This is a genomic window from Candidatus Methanoperedens nitratireducens, from assembly GCF_000685155.1.
In the GTDB taxonomy this organism is placed as follows: domain Archaea; phylum Halobacteriota; class Methanosarcinia; order Methanosarcinales; family Methanoperedenaceae; genus Methanoperedens; species Methanoperedens nitratireducens.
Map to the genome: position 1 here is coordinate 500,432 of NZ_JMIY01000001.1, position 17,291 is coordinate 517,722.

Here is a 17,291-nt window from a genome sequence, read left to right on the forward strand (position 1 = left end):
AGTAATGAGGCAAAATATTAGGAGCTAAACAGCTCTAAAAAAACCTGAGTAGATACCAAAAAAGTAATTATTCCCAGGGAAGAGAATAAAAAATAGAGCCTCAATATCAGTTCTCCTGGTCAAATTCAAGCAGCTTTATGCATCACGGTGGTGAACCAGTAATCCAAGTTGGGCTAATAGATCCCGGGCTATATCAAGTGATTCTTCCTTACTTCCAGCTTTGATGATCATCCTGCCGCTCGGGTACATTGAGACCTCAACACCATTGTAATTTAGCAACAGCAGATACTTTGTTGCTACCCTTGTCTGGATTATCCTGCTAGCTTCAATCAGGTCTATTCTGGTATTGGTACTAACTTCAAATGCAGTTCTGCCCGAGCATAACCGGACTGAGATCACCATAGGCTTTTTAAATGCAAAGGAAATATATAAGCTTGAGTACAAACTCTCAATACAATTAATATGTTCCTGAGGCGAGATGTTTCACGTTCATCTTTACTTTTATTATTTTTAATACCAGCCGGCGCTGCAGCCAGTGATACCTTATTGAATGGAACGAATATTTATCTGACTACAGGACAATCCTATAATCTGGAGCAGGGGTATGTGCTGAGTTTGAAAGGTGTAAGCAACGACGGCTCGATCTGGCTTCAGTTAATAGAAAATAATACTATCGTAAAAAGTGAAATCGTACACAATTACGGGTCTTTTGTATATAACAAGACTAACAGGACAATACTCTCTGTTGTGCTGGATAAGGTATATTCAGGTTCATCCGAACAAAACCTTGTATCACTTTATCTCTATCAGTTCATTGATCCTGATATGCCTGCGCCTGGTAAAACTATAATAGCTAGAGATACTATAAATATAATTAATAACAGTTCATTTCCAGGAATACGCCCTGCTCTGGAGCCTGGTATATTGATAATTGGCATTGTTTTGAGTGTAATTATTTTTTATATAATGTATAAATTATGGTGAATCATGAAGATATTGAAAAAGGAACTCAGGCTCAATGAGGGTGAGATATCACTTGTTGCTGAATCTTTAGACGACCTCTGGCATTTAAAATATATACTTGAGCCTGGAGACCTGGTGTATGCTTATACCAGAAGGAGGGTGGAAGGTGCTACTGATAAATTAAGACCTGAAAAAGCTGAGAAAAAAACCGTCCGTCTTGGAATAGGTGTTGAGAAGGTTGAGTTCCACAGGTTCTCAAACCGCCTGCGCGTACACGGGGTTATTATCGATGGGATGGATATAGGGGCGTATCATACGCTCAACATCGAAGAGGGAACGAGTATTTCAATCGTTAAGAAGTGGAAAAACGATCAGTTAGAGAGGATAAAAGAAGCAGAGATCGCCTCCAGACGCCCCAGGGTAATAATCGCTACAGTGGAGGAGGGAGAGGCATACATAGGGGTGGTAAGGCAGTTCGGAGTAGAGGAATCTTCGCATCTTGAACGATCACTTGGAAAAGGCGAGGGCAGTAAGCGAAATGAGTTCTTCGGCGAGCTTGCATCCCAGTTGAAATGGGCGGCTGAAAAAGTCGAGGCTGTAATACTGGCAGGTCCCGGGTTCACGAAAGAGGATTTCCTTGAGTTCCTCAGGGTCAGGGAACCTGAACTTACAAAAAAGATAGTGATTGAGGATACTTCATCCATCGGGGTCTCAGGTTTTCAGGAGGTCCTGCGCCGCGGGGCTGTTGACAGGATAATGCAGGAATCGAGGATCGGCAGGGAGGCAAAACTTATAGAGGAATTAATGAAGGAGATCTCAATAGATGGAAAAGCTGCCTATGGTATGGCTGATGTCAGGAATGCGCAGGGCTTTGGTGCGATTGAGACATTGCTGATCACGGATGAGCTTCTGCGCACAGAGCGTGAGAGCAACTCAATTGATGATTTCTTAAGGGATGTTGAACGCTCCCAGGGAAGGATCGTGGTATTCAGTACAGAATTTGAGCCAGGAAAGAAACTTGAATCCCTGGGCGGGATTGCGGCGCTTTTGAGGTTCCGGGTGAACGTGTGAACCTGAGGGATGCGGCTCTGGATATCAGATATCTCCTTGATAGGGGGTATCCGCAAAAAGGAGCGGTAGAGTTTGTCTGTAACCATTACAGGCTAAATGAGGAATCAAGGTATCTTCTATCAAGGGCTGTTCTCTCGTATGAGGTTTCTGAAAAACGAAAAGCGAAATTTTTACCATGTGATAAAATAAAAGGGAACAGTATAATAATAGATGGCTATAATATCCTTATCGGGATGGAAAGCATCATTGAGAAAAAAGCGTATCTGTGTGATGATGGGGTGATAAGGGACATTAAAGGTGTTTTCAGCAATTATAAGGTCTCTGAAAGTACTGAGGCAGCAATTGAACAAATATTACATTTCTTAAAAGAAAGTAGTCCCGATTATGTCTGTATTCTTTTAGACTCGAAAATAAGCAAAAGCGGTTTGCTGGCAAGGACTTTGAGGGAAAAGATAAGATACGCAGGCCTGAGAGGAGATGCCAGGACCTCAGATAATGTAGATTATGATCTAAAAAATTCTAGATATATCGTTGCATCAAGTGACGGCGTGATAATCGATGCTGCAGAGAAGGTGGTGAATTTTTTGTACTGTATAGTATCAAGATCTAAGTATCTTGAATCAGGAGTTGTTCGGAAGTTATCTTATATTAACGATCCCAATTCAGGATCATGAAAAAAATAGGCATAGCAGTAACAGACCCTGAGGACTGGACAGGCGCTGCCCTGTGTAATTCTGTGAGGAATTACGGCATGCATCCTGTTGTATTCAGTCTCAATAATTCGACTTCGAACATCTCATCAGATAAAATATATTCCGATAAAATTAATCTGACATCACTGGATGCTGTTATTATCCGTGATATGGGACCTGCGACCCGGAATGATGCCGCATTTAGATTTGATATTCTCTGCCAGCTCAAAGAGCTTGGAATCAACGTTATTAACTCACCTGAGTCCATAGCGCGGGCTGCGAACAAGCATGTTTCAAGTTATTTATTTCAAAAGCACGGGATTCCAGCGCCTGAAACTGTAGTTACCAGCGACCTGGATGATGCACTCGGTGCGCTATCCTCTTTCGGGCGCGCTGTGGTGAAGCCGGTCTTTGGGTATAAAGGGATGGGTGTGGAGTGCGTAAAGGACGGGGATACCGGAACCCGCAGGCTCAAAGAGCTATTGGAAAAAAACGGTTCTGTGTATATGCAGGAATTCATACCCAATCCCGGCCGGGATATCAGGGTATTTGTTGTGGATAAAAGGGTGGTGGGCTCAATATACAGAACTGCATCTGCAGGAGGATGGATAAATAACCTGAGTCAGGGCGGGAGCGCAGGACCCTGCGTATTAACTCATGAACAGGAGAGGTTGAGTTTGAAAGCTGCTAATGTTATTGGGACGGTTTTTGCAGGGGTGGATATTATCGAGGGAGATAGAGATTATATTCTTGAAATCAATGGAACGCCATCAGGTAGAGGAATTTTCGAGGCTTGCGGGGTGGACGTGACAGAGAGTATTGCAGAATTCGTATATAAATGTTAAGAGTTACAACAGTTTTAAATTATCCTATTAGGTTAGTACCATTACATTTACATGCTCTTTTTACCTATGGTGATATAAGGACTGATAGACCTAATACACCACAAAAATATCTATTTTTTCAGTCCTTGCGGCTCAATCCCAAAGCAGGTCACAGGTAGAAATAGAGCCGTTTAATACAAAATGCCATACAGCTGAGCATTTGAGAACTATTGCACTAAAGCGACACTACATATGCGATATAGGCCATTATCTCAAGCTAGTTGGTATGATTCTACCTCCAATTACCGTTACGGATTGGCTATTGTAGTACAATTCCTATCTCATCACCCATACCATTCAAGAAATGTAACATGGAAATTATGAACCGGGATTGCCTACACCTCTTTTGCAGCTCTGAGTAGTATGCAGGACATTTTCTTCTTTTTATGTGTCCCAGTTATGCATATTCCTGTTATGCTGCTGCACGAACGAGACTAGCTCATTATCAAATCCCGGTGATGAACTTTCAATCCCTCTAAGGTCTGATTTTAACTCACCTTCTTTAAGACCATCTGGTATATCAGTTTGGAATTTCAATCCCTCTAAGGTCTGATTTTAACGGCGATTGTCGCAAGTGTGGGACTGTGGCTTTTCCGTAATTTCAATCCCTCTAAGGTCTGATTTTAACTAGCTCCTGTACGTCAGAATCGAGAATTTCAGGGGATTTCAATCCCTCTAAGGTCTGATTTTAACTTTTAAGCTGTTATTTGAGCAGATGCAGAGCAGAAAAATTTCAATCCCTCTAAGGTCTGATTTTAACGAGCTTTTTCCAGACAAACCACTTGCCCCCTTCATTATTTCAATCCCTCTAAGGTCTGATTTTAACGGCTATGAGATATACCGCCCCTGCTATGATAGCTAAATTTCAATCCCTCTAAGGTCTGATTTTAACCAGTGTAAAACATGGGTGGGAACTGTCTGAAATATCCCAGTCCAATTTCAATCCCTCTAAGGTCTGATTTTAACGCAGCTTGTAAAAGTTGGTCTTGTCCTCATTGCTCAAATTTCAATCCCTCTAAGGTCTGATTTTAACGAGAAGATGATACCGCCTGAGATCCGTGACATAGCAACTGAGATTTCAATCCCTCTAAGGTCTGATTTTAACGCTTTTTCCGTATATCACACGGCTCATGGTATCGACATTTCAATCCCTCTAAGGTCTGATTTTAACGGTAATCCTCATAGCGACTCTCGGTGTCGCTGCTGTATTTCAATCCCTCTAAGGTCTGATTTTAACTATATTTTTTGTGTTTGCAGTTCTGCTCTGGTTTATATTTCAATCCCTCTAAGGTCTGATTTTAACGGATATCAGCTAGAGGCAAAAGCGTTTGAGTTCCTGCATTTCAATCCCTCTAAGGTCTGATTTTAACGAGATCAGGAGCAATGCCCTGTACAACCCGGAGCAGATTTCAATCCCTCTAAGGTCTGATTTTAACGGACATCATTCCCTCGTTTTATGAGTGGGTTTTTCAATTTCAATCCCTCTAAGGTCTGATTTTAACTTTGTGGGGAAGAAACCTAATGAGTAATCAATCGTGCATTTCAATCCCTCTAAGGTCTGATTTTAACGCGAGAGTGTACGAACTGCCGCGATACACCCCCACGAATTTCAATCCCTCTAAGGTCTGATTTTAACTCGCCGCCAAGCCTGTCTCCTATTACAAGTCGTACGAGATTTCAATCCCTCTAAGGTCTGATTTTAACATCTCGATAAGATGCGGCGCATCAGGGCATACACCCATTTCAATCCCTCTAAGGTCTGATTTTAACTTTGGCGGTAAACCGTCTGCGGTAATATTTCCAACTACATTTCAATCCCTCTAAGGTCTGATTTTAACGATAAAAGAGGTTGTTTGTGGCATTGTCGCTGATGTGGCATTTCAATCCCTCTAAGGTCTGATTTTAACAGCCGTCTGCATGGTGCGCTGCGACGACGGGGCGACGGATTTCAATCCCTCTAAGGTCTGATTTTAACAAACTATATATCAAATTCAATTTGGTGAGTTAACGGATTTCAATCCCTCTAAGGTCTGATTTTAACCTCCAGTAACCAGGGTAGACATACGTCGCTTATGGGCAACATTTCAATCCCTCTAAGGTCTGATTTTAACACCGAGACAACCCTTTCTTAATTGCATCCGTTGTTGATTTCAATCCCTCTAAGGTCTGATTTTAACAATGGTACATGTAATCCCTATCCTGGCTTTTGCGATATTTCAATCCCTCTAAGGTCTGATTTTAACCCTAGTACACAGCAGACAGCAAAAGATATTTCTGCATTTCAATCCCTCTAAGGTCTGATTTTAACGATGTTTCATATTCCCACGATGTGCCGCTTAAGTTGTTTTATTTCAATCCCTCTAAGGTCTGATTTTAACGGTTTTATGCCCTTCGCTCCAGGTATGCGGGTATTCAGATTTCAATCCCTCTAAGGTCTGATTTTAACATTTGACCAGAAAACCCAAAACTTTTTTCTTATGTCTATTTCAATCCCTCTAAGGTCTGATTTTAACGCAGAAGCGACTACAGAAGGAGCAGAGGGCGAAAGAGAATTTCAATCCCTCTAAGGTCTGATTTTAACGCCAAAGCGTTCATCCTTCATATCTTTCGTAAGATACTAATTTCAATCCCTCTAAGGTCTGATTTTAACTTTGGGCAGTTGGGTAGAGGGGCGTATATATCTGAAATTTCAATCCCTCTAAGGTCTGATTTTAACCCTCGATGACAAAATACCTGCATCGGCTAAGCTTGATTTCAATCCCTCTAAGGTCTGATTTTAACAGGCAATTTCAAATATAATGGCGGTTCCGTTTCTCATGTATTTCAATCCCTCTAAGGTCTGATTTTAACCTGTTCGCATTACGAAAATCGAGGTTTGAACATGCAAATATTTCAATCCCTCTAAGGTCTGATTTTAACAGCATGCTCGACAGAGAAAAAGCACAGCTTGAGAAGGATTTCAATCCCTCTAAGGTCTGATTTTAACTTTAGCAGCTACTCTGTTAAAAGCTTTCCAATCCTCATTTCAATCCCTCTAAGGTCTGATTTTAACTCTCAATAGAAATACAGGCTCGGCTGGTGCCTCTAAATTTCAATCCCTCTAAGGTCTGATTTTAACTGATATACCCGAGTTGATCAACGAGCTCCGGATCTTATTTCAATCCCTCTAAGGTCTGATTTTAACTACACCCTCCCATGCAGTAACTGCGCCTGCTTCCGTATTTCAATCCCTCTAAGGTCTGATTTTAACCAAGCTTTTTAAGTCCCATATTTGACTTGATATATTGGTATTTTTCAAGGTAATTTTGTGGGAATTACTATCGTTTTTTCCTCAAATCTCAATTGAACTCATCTAACAAAAACCTTTGGTAAAATAAAATATTTTATCGTGGATGTCAGGTTTGGTATTGCCTTTATAAAGATCCACGACTTTTCAGAACCGAAATCAGATTATAGTTGAGATCTCAGCTTTCCTTGTGCCAGCCTCATCAATATCAAGATATCTCTTATCCCTGCTCTTGTAGCATATTACATGGTCCAGTGATTCATCAATTATCTCTTTGAGACGATTCATTATTCTCATATATTCGGATTCTGTAAGTTCACCTTCAAAAACACTGTTCTGTACCCAGTTAAGGTATTGCTTCAGGTAAATTCTTACTTTATTAACTCTTTCTACCCCTACGTCATAGACAATTACCACGTACAGAATTACCACCACATTATCAGGGGTTTGTATTCCTTTTCACCAAGACAATGTTTTACCAGCTTATATAGTTCAAGCCTTATGAGTCTCTTGAAGGATACTTTCCGATCCAATCCCCTGTGCATTATCGTAGTTGACAGCTTCTCATCATATTCCTTTAAAAATATCTTTTTCCCTTTTTCACTCAGCAGCATATCCCCTATTTCGCCCCTGAAGCAGTCATCACTGAGCATGTTTTTATTCACAAGCTTCAGGATTATCCTGTCTATTATTATGGGCTTGAATATCTCACTTGCATCAAGAGCCAGAGAGAACCGCCTCTCAAAAGGTTCGTGGAGAAAGGATATCGTGGGATTGAGCTGGGTATTATAGATTTCTGAGAGTACTGTGGTGTACATTAACGAGTTGCCAAAACTGATGAGCGTGTTCATCCTGTTTGCCGGCGGCATCCTTGACCTCTTGATTATCCTGTAATCTTCCGGGAATATCTCATCCAGGGCATTATAATAGAGATCTCTTATCCTGCCCTCCACGTTCATGACTTCAGGAATTGTCGCTGCTGCAGGTAGCCTTGAGAATTCAGATTCAATGTTCGTGATGTGCGCCTCAAGTTCGGATTTCTCCCTGGCGTAGTACCTCAGATTTCTCAGGATATTGCCGCATGCTCCTTCCACAAAGGATTTTGCAAGACAGAGCCTCTTTTTACTATCAAGATAATTTGCAGCCTGTTTTACGATCAGGTCACCGCTTATCAGTGTTTCTCGCGGGTAGAAAGTGCCCTCATAAAAGCCGTAGTAATTGAAGAAATGTATTGGTATCCCGTTCTTAGCAAGATAATCCACCACGCCTGATGAAAAACTCAGCCGCCCGTAGGCATAGATCGAATATATCTTGTTTATCGGCAGTGCGCGTTTTGTGCTCTCGTTCTCGAAGTAGACAGTGTTTTCATGTCTTGTCAGGCTGCCGTCCTGTGCGATATAAAAATTATCCTTCATATTTCATCTCCAAAGCAGAACTCAAAGTAGGCGCATTTAGGGCAGATCCTGGCTTTTTTAGGAGATGGCATCCTGCCACTTATGATCCTCTTGATCTCCTGTATGATATTATTCATATCTGATTCATCTTTTTCTGAAAGTATGACCTGGTCTTTTTTACTGATAAGCGGGTAATTGATCTCACCTGCTGCCGTTATGCCTTTTGATTTCAGGTAAAAAATATAGTATAGCATCTGCCATCGATGAGCTTCTTTCATCTTCTTTGTCTTTTTTATCTCATGGAGGACTATAGAATCTCCTTTCCTGATGAAATCGATACTTATTGTCTGGTCTATGGTCATTTCCTTCTTGTCGCGCCTGTAGCGGTCCTCGTGCAGGAGCCTGCCTATGTTCACGTTCTCGTTCTCGCTTTCAAGGGTTATGTTGTGCGAGAAGAGCCAGAGTTTTGTGTGGCAGATGAAGTAATATGCTACCTTAACTCCGGTAATGCGCATGCTGCCGGTGATGATTTCCTCAGATGGAGCTTTTTCTGCCTCTTCCAGTGTTATGTTAGGTTGGATCATTCTATCCCGACAAATTCATATTATCAACGCATATATTAATAATGTTGCACAGCATGAGAAAAAAGGAACAGCTAAATCACTTAAGCCTGGATTCTATTTTCTCATTTCGATTAATACGGCCTCTGTTATTCAGACTTCATGTGCGGAATGCATTGAGGTGAGCAGTTTTTTGGCTTCTTTTTAGATACTACTCTCGCATGCATTAAGAACGATCAATGGTTTCACAAAAAAGGAGGCACATCAGCTACCGGGGCGGCGCCATACATGAATAAGTACGAATCATACCCACCGCAAAGTGCACAAAGTCGGCTATGAACAGGTTCATAGATAACAATGAAAAAGACACCAGTTGAGCGGAACACGGACTGGCACGGATTGAAACTATCCGTGTACATCCGTCTGATCCGTGTGCATCCGTGTTCTATGTCATGGTGTTTTTCATAACAGTACGCAAAGATCCAGTTGCGCTTTGCGCTTGTGGTGTTCAGGGCGGGGATTGAGGCGTGGAGGCGGGGCGGGGGGAGCGCGGGCAGCAGGGGCGGCGGACGGCGGCACGTGAAGCTGGTCTAATTATGCAAATGCTTATAAATAACTGAACTAAAATTAGTTATTATGACCGTAGCAGAACACACAAAAATGATCAAGACCGAAATACAACTGCCCGTTGATGTCTTATATTCGCTTGGTATTGATAAAGCTCGTATGGAATATTTTGTGAAGAAGAATTTCCTGCTTGAACTTTACAGAGAAGGCAGGATATCCCTTGGAAGGATGGCAGCTTTGCTTGGAATGAGTCGAACCGAGATGCTTGGGATTATGAAGGACTCTAATATACCTTTAAACTACGGCGTTTCAGAACTCAATGAGGATATTGAAACAGCGAAAAGATTGGGTATATTAAATGAAAGTAGTGAGTAATTCTTCACCTTTGATATTCTTATCTGCTATTGGCATGCTGGATTTATTGAGAAATGAGTTTGGGGAAATATTGATACCAGAAGCTGTATATGATGAGGTTACTTCAAAAGAGCTTAAGGGCTCAAATGAAGTAAAGCATGCTGATTGGATTAGGGTTGTGTCGATTAAAAATAATAAAGCGCCCTCTTTTTTGCCAGTTCTTGACAGAGGCGAAGAGGAATCGATTGTTCTTGCGATCGAACAAAATGCCGACCTGGTTTTGCTGGATGACCTTGCAGGAAGGAGGGCTGCCATGATGCAGGGGCTTAATGTCATGGGAACTCTGGGGTTTTTGAAAGTGATGGATCGTAAAGGCAGGATAAAAAATTTAAGGGATGTACTGGATGGTCTTCAAAAGAATGGATTCTGGATGAATGTTGATCTGTACAGGAGAATGCTAGAAGATTAGGAGACTGTGAAGAGTATCCCCCGGCATATGTACTAAGCATACCCACCTCAAAGCGCGTAAAGTACGCAAAGATCCGGCTATGCTTTGCGCTCGCGGTATTCATGGCTGGGGTTAAGGGCGTGGAGGCGGGGGGGGAGCGCATGCTCTCAGGTGGAGCAGGACAGCGCCATATCAAGGGGATTATGTTCAATCCAGTAACAGTGCCCGGAAGCCTGCCTGCTGAAAATGGTCGTCAGCTGTTAAAGCCTCTTTCAAACCCTGATCAGTCATTACAAGAAAAGAGATACAATCTGTTAATCCCCATTCCTTGTCTCCACGATTAGTATAAAAGTCTAACGCACGTTTTAACAATGATGTATCTACCGAAACAACTCTGACATTTGGGGTAATATAACAACTGTTAATGAAGGCGGCAGCAGCAATACGATTTGAACGTGATAATGCATTACCTATTTCGATTAATACTGCTTCTGTTATCCAGACTTCACGTGCGGAATGCATTAGGTGAGCAGTTTTTTGGCTTCTTTGTGATAGATATATCATTTGGGTTAAGCAATGCCAGCACATAAGCTGTATCGAGGAAAAACCTGCTCGCTTTCATTCAGTGCGTCCTTTTTCTCGCTTGGGAATTCCGTATAAGTAATGGTCATGCTCTTTTGACCAGTCCTCTGGTCCCTCGACTTTTCCTGAGAACTTGCTGAGTATATCCCAGAGGCTCTGACCTGTTTCTTCTTTACGCTCGATGGTTATAAGATAGCGAACATTTGGCTCTAAGTCCACAGACTCTTCAGGTCTGAGCACGTTTCCGTCAAAAATTGCATGCAGTGTCTTTGTCCGGGGCATTTTGCACCTCTAATGTCTCTTATGGTTTTTTCACATATTTAGATACTACTCTCGCATGCATTAAGAACAATCAATGGTCTCACAAAAAAGGAGGCATATCAGCTACACGGGCGGCGCCATATAAGAGGGATTTAAGTACTGAAAACTAAAGGCATATATACGATGCAATAGATAATACCCACTTGTGAGAAAATGGCGATAAGCGAGCATGATATTGAGGCACTCATCAAGCATAAGGATATAAAACTTGTTGGTGATAGGCTGATAACGGTTCCGAGGAAAAAAGAGAAGGTTTTCTTCCATGTTGAAATGGATGTTCCTGAAGAAGAAATTGATGAGTTGCTTAGTGATGAGATCTCCCCTTGGGTAGAATGAGCATAGCGGATTTTACTGATACAGAGATTTTTGTAGATACCAATATTTTTGTTTATGCACTGGCAAAGAAGCATCGCCATAAACGTACATGCGAGGCGCTTCTATCAAAAATCAATCAGGGCGAAATTATCGGTTTTACGTCTTCAACTGTGGTTAATGAGCTATTCCATACGATACTTATCTGGGAAGTTAAGCTAAAATATGGAGATGTCGATATCATCAGGTTCATTAAAGAGCGTCCGGATGTGATCTCTGAGTGCTATGTTGCTTATGGCGCACTTGATGATGTATTTGATTCCAGTATTGTTATCTTGCCTCTCACCTTAGAAGTGTTGCAACATGCAAAAACACTATCGAAGAAGTATAACCTCTTATTTTCTGATGCTATTCATGCGGCGTCCTGTGAGATTTATGGAATAAAACATATCGCTTCAAACGACAGAGATTTCGATCGGGTTGATTTTTTGAAAAACTGGAAGCCTTGATAGAAGCTGGGCTTCCTGCTACTTCAAGAATTTGTATGAATTCACCATAAAGCGCGCAGAGTCCGCAAAGATTCGGCTGCGGTTTGCGCTTCTGGTGTTCATGGCGGGGATTGAGGATAGATCAGCGGAATGTGATGCAGGGGAAAGGACGGTTATTACTAAGAATGTAAGAGAAGGAGGTTAAACAAAAGATGCTGCCGCCTTCATTTCAATCCCTCTAAGGTCTGATTTTAACTCAAAATGTGTGAAAAAGATAGCAACAGCACTAAAAAGTTTCAATCCCTCTAAGGTCTGATTTTAACCTTCCGCACCACAAGAAAAAGCCCTATCCTGGATCCCGTTTCAATCCCTCTAAGGTCTGATTTTAACTTCCTCTTTTTTTTTACCTTTTTACCAACCTCTTGTGTTTCAATCCCTCTAAGGTCTGATTTTAACTAGACAGGTCTACTTTTTACATATTCTTTTGGTGTTCTTGTTTCAATCCCTCTAAGGTCTGATTTTAACGGCGAAAACACTGTGACGGCTACCTGGCGCGTGTAGTGTTTCAATCCCTCTAAGGTCTGATTTTAACGCTGATGCGATTGTTGGCTCGAACTGGCACATCAACCGTGTTTCAATCCCTCTAAGGTCTGATTTTAACAAGATTGAAGCCGCGCAGCACCAGACTCCTTGCATCGTTTCAATCCCTCTAAGGTCTGATTTTAACCTCTCAGTACATCCTTATCCCCTGTCAGTCTATAGATTAGTTTCAATCCCTCTAAGGTCTGATTTTAACCAGAATAAAGTTATAGAGATAACCAAGATGAATCCGCGTTTCAATCCCTCTAAGGTCTGATTTTAACAAATTCAGATGGTAGATCCTAGTCTGATTGATGAGACGTTTCAATCCCTCTAAGGTCTGATTTTAACTATAGCTTATAGGGGCGAAGTAATCCGCCCTATTGTTTCGGTTTCAATCCCTCTAAGGTCTGATTTTAACCTCCTGCCCGCCAGTATTTAATCTCTCCAGATTCTACGTTTCAATCCCTCTAAGGTCTGATTTTAACAAATTTAAGCCAGGCTGCAATTTAGCGTGAGGGTGCGTTTCAATCCCTCTAAGGTCTGATTTTAACGTAGCCAAGTTTGGACGTAACCTCTTCGACCTCTCCTGTTTCAATCCCTCTAAGGTCTGATTTTAACAGTATTATGGAACTAATTGTTGTTGTTCCTTCTCCGTTTCAATCCCTCTAAGGTCTGATTTTAACCCGCCCTGGTTGGTATTGTGGCTGCTGCCTTCTTAGATGTTTCAATCCCTCTAAGGTCTGATTTTAACCCTGTATGCCCTCATGTATGCCGCCCAACACCCTTTAGTTTCAATCCCTCTAAGGTCTGATTTTAACTACCATTTCGGTACCTGCGACATGCTGGAAGTCCTGTTTCAATCCCTCTAAGGTCTGATTTTAACAGTCGTAGGTGTAGTTAAAGGCGGTGGTGTCGCTTCTGGGTTTCAATCCCTCTAAGGTCTGATTTTAACACATCAAATATAATCAATGTAGGGTATTATATCCTCTACGTTTCAATCCCTCTAAGGTCTGATTTTAACACGCAGCCAGGCGCACCATAAGTTTTACTAATCGCAGGTTTCAATCCCTCTAAGGTCTGATTTTAACTATCCCTGCTGAACTATGGGTTGTATTTATACTTGCAGTTTCAATCCCTCTAAGGTCTGATTTTAACGGGTATATGCTGATGACTACGGTATTAGCACGCCTTAGTTTCAATCCCTCTAAGGTCTGATTTTAACCCCCATAACTTTTTTAGATATGTTACATCCTGGTATGTTTCAATCCCTCTAAGGTCTGATTTTAACTATATTTAGGTGGTGGGTCAGGCATTCTATATTTAGGGTTTCAATCCCTCTAAGGTCTGATTTTAACTATACACCTATCCCTTTCAAGTGTAGCCACATTGATTGTTTCAATCCCTCTAAGGTCTGATTTTAACCTGCATCGGCGAAACTCGTTGCTGCCACAATTCCCGTGTTTCAATCCCTCTAAGGTCTGATTTTAACAAAACCCATACTCCGCAAGGAGCAGGTCAAAGCCGTGTTTCAATCCCTCTAAGGTCTGATTTTAACCTCAGGGCGTAATTTCTGCTGTTGGTGGTGTTGCACAGTTTCAATCCCTCTAAGGTCTGATTTTAACGCAAATGGGGTTTTGAACCTCCTACTGTGAAAGAAGTTTCAATCCCTCTAAGGTCTGATTTTAACACACCCTCACCTGTTCAGGCATACCGCGATTACAGGCGTTTCAATCCCTCTAAGGTCTGATTTTAACACCCCTCTAATTTAGCCGCCCCCAGGGTCTCGGCAGAGTTTCAATCCCTCTAAGGTCTGATTTTAACGAACATGCTGGTACTGGTGCCCATGATGTTTTTTAACCGTTTCAATCCCTCTAAGGTCTGATTTTAACCAAGCTTTTTTGAGCCCATTTTTGACTTAATTCACTGGTGTTTCTCAAAGCAATTTTATAGGAATCACTATCGTTTTTTCCTCAAATCTTAATCGAACTCATTCCACAAAAACCTTTGGTAAAAAGAAACTTTTTATCGTGGATGTCAGGTTTGGTATTGCCTTTATAAAGATCCACGACTTTTTTGCACGTTGCCGTCAAAATTTGAATACAAAAGCCCCACCGCAAAGCGCGCAAAGTACGCAAAGATCCAGTTGCGCTTTGCGCTTGTGGTGTTCAGAGCGGGGATTGAAGGCGTGGAGACGGGGCAGGGGAGCGCGTGCCTCTGAGGGAGCAGAAGTAAGGACATGGTGAGAAGAGGACAAGTTTTTGCCGGGGTGAAAAACTTATATTATGTTTTCGTTCACTTGAATTTCTTTTATATTTACTCGTTTTTCAGTAATAACTGGGCATAAAGCTCTTACGGTCTTAATTAAATCGATACTATATTCTCGTATATTTTCATCATAATATCGAACACTTTCGTCTAAATTTTTTAGTTTATTCAAAAAAGTTTCTTTTACATTGAAGTAACATTCATTTTTGCTAAACGCATCCTCTCCTATCGGAAATGAATCAACTAAATATAGAAATTCCTTAGATTCTTCAGCCATACCTTTGACGACATAATATTCATCATTCTTTCCTATTATATTTTTATTTTGTAATACCCATTCAATATTATATTCAGTTATTAAATCATTTCTGTCTCTATCGATTACTTTACATTTCAAATCTTTCATTCTAAAGTAGCAAAAAGTATCTAAAAAGATATTCCACCAATTTTGCCATTTTTTTATTATTACAAAAAATCCTCTGTTTTTATCGATATCTGAAAAATTATTTATTTTTTTGTCGATTCTATACATCAAATTAAAATACTGCTTAGTCTCAACGTTCATTTTAACATTTTCAAAAAACATTTTTCTAAGAGTGGCATCGGTAATACCTTGCCTGACAGCAAATAAAAAACATCCTATGAATTTGGGAATTTTTTCTACATAGATTTTTTTATCAACTTGAATCTCCTTGTACTTTTCAATAAACTCATAATAAGTATAGTCTGTTTTATCAAAAACTGTCTCTATTTTTCGTATTTTGTCCACAAATATAAATATATGACCCTCGCGATTTCCTCTCGCTACCCGACCGAGTCTTTGAAGAAAATTTCTAAAATACTTACCCTGATCCATGAAACATACATCAACATCATAATTTACACCAACCTCTACTTTATTTGTGCCAACAATGATATCACATTCCACCAAATTGGATTTTAAATTAGATTTAGTAAGCCAACCAGTTTCTTCTTCTATTCTTAAACCAACAAATTCGCTGTTTGCTCTTTCTAAAAAAAGATGTGCATCTCGCAATTTATCAAAAATTATTAGAATTTTTTTATTCTTAGCTTTAAAATCATAAATTGCTTTTTTATTGGATAAAATGTAGTTTGAAATTTCCGATTTAATGAAGTTCAGTTCTATTTTTCCATGAATTGCTCTACTATTTTCTTCCCTATTAAAAATTACTTCTTCGAAAAGTTTATAATCAATATTACCATCTCTAAAAAATTCTTCCAATCCCCTCTCAGGAGTTGCTGACGTAAAAATAAATTTAATTTCTTTATACGGGAAAAGAGCATCTTTCAATAAAATAAATGATAATATATTGGCTATTTGCTCCTCATCATACAAATGATATTCATCAAAAATAAAATAATCAATATGTTCAAAAAATTCGGTCCATTGTCTTTCCCCTTTTATTTTATACAAATATTTTCCAGTAATAATAAAATTTAATAAATCAGGATTGGTGATAATTAATTCATTTTCATAAAGTATTGATAATATTTCTTTCCATCTTTCGGGTCCTTTTTCCTTCAATTTTGAGCTATTTAATACGTCAATAGAAACTTCTTTGAAATTTTGCTTTAAGTTGTATACCATGTCATTGATCAGTGCATTTGTAGGAGAAACTATAATTCCTCTCCTTGATTCTTTTATGGGCGATAATTTATTCTCTCTATGATTATTAATGATGGGAAGAGCAAAACTATGAGTTTTTCCAGTTCCAGTTGGTGCAATAACAATATTTATGTTAGAAAAATTTGGATAATTCAAAAATTCCTTTTGAATCTTATGCAAAAAAAGACCATTAAATTCTATATTGGAATATTCGATAAATTGAGGTGAAATTGTTAATATCTTACCTCTATCCATTTAAAAAACACCACTGAAAATTTTATTTAATATGCCTTCATTTACATTCCTCAATATTAAATAATTATTCATCTTATATTCTACATTGAATCCAGGATAGAGAGGAATTTCTAAGTTAAAAATTTTCTTTAAAGTGTAATAATTTAACCATATATCATCGTTTGGTTTAGAATTGATTTTTTCCAATTTAGCTAAACATTCTTTTCCTGTTCCGATTCGAATACATAAAGGAAATTTGATATTAAAATCATCTTTAGAAATTAAATATGTTTTAAACTCACTACACGGCTTTAAACCTTGAACAAGAAAATAGTTCTTAAATAAATTTCGCCCAGATTGTTCGATTGTATCAGCATGTGGTCCACCATCCATAAATAATGTATTTCTTATATAAATTGGAGTTCTTGTGACTTGTATGGGTTTACCGATTGTGAAAGAAAAAGGTAAGTTCCTTAACTCGCTATATTGAGGTTTTTCCTTATACTCTGTATTAAAATTCTTTAATTTAAGCACAGAATTCAGAGCATAATTTAATGCTATGTCACCAACGAATTCATCTGTAATAGAACCACCACTAGTTATTTTAGAAAAATAGAAAAAAGGTGAAAGAAAAGTAATTTTTAGTGGTATCAGCTTCATA

16 protein-coding genes and 2 CRISPR repeat arrays are annotated in these 17,291 nt (G+C 39.7%); of the genes, 8 read left to right on the forward strand and 8 right to left on the reverse strand.

What is annotated here, in order from left to right; translation table 11 throughout:
• Nucleotides 1-135: 135 nt before the first annotated feature.
• On the reverse strand, nucleotides 136-402 hold the full coding sequence (locus ANME2D_RS02660; protein WP_157833918.1) for a hypothetical protein: 267 nt from the start codon (nucleotides 400-402) through the stop codon (nucleotides 136-138).
• A gap of 60 nt (nucleotides 403-462) precedes the next feature.
• On the opposite strand from ANME2D_RS02660, the gene ANME2D_RS02665 reads away from it, so the two are divergent.
• From ANME2D_RS02665 to ANME2D_RS02680, 4 genes are read left to right on the forward strand one after another with little or no spacing between them, the layout of a single operon-like run.
• Nucleotides 463-984: an S-layer protein domain-containing protein gene (locus ANME2D_RS02665; RefSeq protein WP_048088982.1), complete on the forward strand. Its 522-nt coding sequence runs from the start codon at nucleotides 463-465 to the stop codon at nucleotides 982-984.
• Nucleotides 985-987: 3 nt separating this feature from the next.
• Complete coding sequence (locus ANME2D_RS02670) at nucleotides 988-2,034, forward strand: mRNA surveillance protein pelota (protein WP_048088984.1); 1,047 nt, start codon at nucleotides 988-990, stop codon at nucleotides 2,032-2,034.
• Entirely contained in the window at nucleotides 2,031-2,708 is a 678-nt protein-coding gene (locus ANME2D_RS02675; RefSeq protein ID WP_048088986.1) for a DUF434 domain-containing protein, read from the forward strand. The genes ANME2D_RS02670 and ANME2D_RS02675 overlap by 4 nt, the downstream gene beginning before the upstream one ends.
• Nucleotides 2,705-3,571 (forward strand): ATP-grasp domain-containing protein, encoded by an 867-nt coding sequence (locus tag ANME2D_RS02680; protein ID WP_048088988.1) that lies wholly within the window; start codon nucleotides 2,705-2,707, stop codon nucleotides 3,569-3,571. The genes ANME2D_RS02675 and ANME2D_RS02680 overlap by 4 nt, the downstream gene beginning before the upstream one ends.
• 502 nt (nucleotides 3,572-4,073) lie before the next feature.
• Nucleotides 4,074-6,860: direct repeats of the CRISPR family, unit length 30 nt; unit sequence ATTTCAATCCCTCTAAGGTCTGATTTTAAC.
• 195 nt (nucleotides 6,861-7,055) lie between these two features.
• Here ANME2D_RS02680 and cas2 read toward each other — a convergent pair.
• The 3 genes from cas2 to cas4 are packed head-to-tail and all read right to left on the reverse strand — an operon-like array spanning nucleotide 7,056 to nucleotide 8,874.
• The gene (cas2, locus tag ANME2D_RS02685) at nucleotides 7,056-7,319 is read right to left on the reverse strand and encodes a CRISPR-associated endonuclease Cas2 (protein WP_048089256.1); all 264 of its coding nucleotides are present in this window, start codon (nucleotides 7,317-7,319) and stop codon (nucleotides 7,056-7,058) included.
• Between the two features lie 2 nt (nucleotides 7,320-7,321).
• A complete protein-coding gene (gene cas1b / locus ANME2D_RS02690) occupies nucleotides 7,322-8,311 on the reverse strand; it encodes a type I-B CRISPR-associated endonuclease Cas1b (protein ID WP_048088990.1) in 990 nt (329 codons plus the stop codon).
• Nucleotides 8,308-8,874, reverse strand: coding sequence for a CRISPR-associated protein Cas4 (cas4, locus tag ANME2D_RS02695; RefSeq protein WP_081810093.1), 567 nt, complete (start codon nucleotides 8,872-8,874; stop codon nucleotides 8,308-8,310). The genes cas1b and cas4 overlap by 4 nt, the downstream gene beginning before the upstream one ends.
• 612 nt (nucleotides 8,875-9,486) lie before the next feature.
• Here cas4 and ANME2D_RS02700 point away from each other — a divergent pair.
• Both ANME2D_RS02700 and ANME2D_RS02705 read left to right on the forward strand, forming a co-directional pair.
• Nucleotides 9,487-9,792, forward strand: a complete 306-nt coding sequence (locus ANME2D_RS02700) for a UPF0175 family protein (protein ID WP_081810094.1) — start codon at nucleotides 9,487-9,489, stop codon at nucleotides 9,790-9,792.
• Nucleotides 9,776-10,240, forward strand: a complete 465-nt coding sequence (locus ANME2D_RS02705) for a DUF3368 domain-containing protein (protein WP_048088994.1) — start codon at nucleotides 9,776-9,778, stop codon at nucleotides 10,238-10,240. Before ANME2D_RS02700 ends, ANME2D_RS02705 begins: the two co-directional genes overlap by 17 nt.
• A gap of 186 nt (nucleotides 10,241-10,426) precedes the next feature.
• Here ANME2D_RS02705 and ANME2D_RS17245 read toward each other — a convergent pair whose 3' ends face one another.
• On the reverse strand, nucleotides 10,427-10,783 hold the full coding sequence (locus tag ANME2D_RS17245; protein ID WP_206741763.1) for a type II toxin-antitoxin system VapC family toxin: 357 nt from the start codon (nucleotides 10,781-10,783) through the stop codon (nucleotides 10,427-10,429).
• Nucleotides 10,784-10,837: 54 nt separating this feature from the next.
• A complete protein-coding gene (locus tag ANME2D_RS02715; protein WP_048088998.1) occupies nucleotides 10,838-11,083 on the reverse strand; it encodes an antitoxin AF2212-like protein in 246 nt (81 codons plus the stop codon).
• Nucleotides 11,084-11,275: 192 nt separating this feature from the next.
• On the opposite strand from ANME2D_RS02715, the gene ANME2D_RS02720 reads away from it, so the two are divergent.
• Both ANME2D_RS02720 and ANME2D_RS16675 read left to right on the forward strand, forming a co-directional pair.
• Nucleotides 11,276-11,458 carry a hypothetical protein gene (locus ANME2D_RS02720; RefSeq protein ID WP_048089000.1) on the forward strand — a complete coding sequence of 61 codons (183 nt, stop codon included), beginning with the start codon at nucleotides 11,276-11,278 and terminating at the stop codon, nucleotides 11,456-11,458.
• Entirely contained in the window at nucleotides 11,455-11,943 is a 489-nt protein-coding gene (locus tag ANME2D_RS16675) for a type II toxin-antitoxin system VapC family toxin (RefSeq protein WP_052368524.1), read from the forward strand. The genes ANME2D_RS02720 and ANME2D_RS16675 overlap by 4 nt, the downstream gene beginning before the upstream one ends.
• 205 nt (nucleotides 11,944-12,148) lie before the next feature.
• Nucleotides 12,149-14,393: a CRISPR direct-repeat array (repeat unit 30 nt; unit sequence GTTTCAATCCCTCTAAGGTCTGATTTTAAC).
• A gap of 386 nt (nucleotides 14,394-14,779) precedes the next feature.
• Here ANME2D_RS16675 and cas3 read toward each other — a convergent pair.
• Both cas3 and cas5d read right to left on the reverse strand, forming a co-directional pair.
• Nucleotides 14,780-16,651 (reverse strand): type I-D CRISPR-associated helicase Cas3', encoded by a 1,872-nt coding sequence (cas3, locus tag ANME2D_RS02730; RefSeq protein ID WP_048089002.1) that lies wholly within the window; start codon nucleotides 16,649-16,651, stop codon nucleotides 14,780-14,782.
• The gene (cas5d, locus tag ANME2D_RS02735; protein WP_048089004.1) at nucleotides 16,652-17,290 is read right to left on the reverse strand and encodes a type I-D CRISPR-associated protein Cas5/Csc1; all 639 of its coding nucleotides are present in this window, start codon (nucleotides 17,288-17,290) and stop codon (nucleotides 16,652-16,654) included.
• Nucleotide 17,291: the final 1 nt, after the last annotated feature.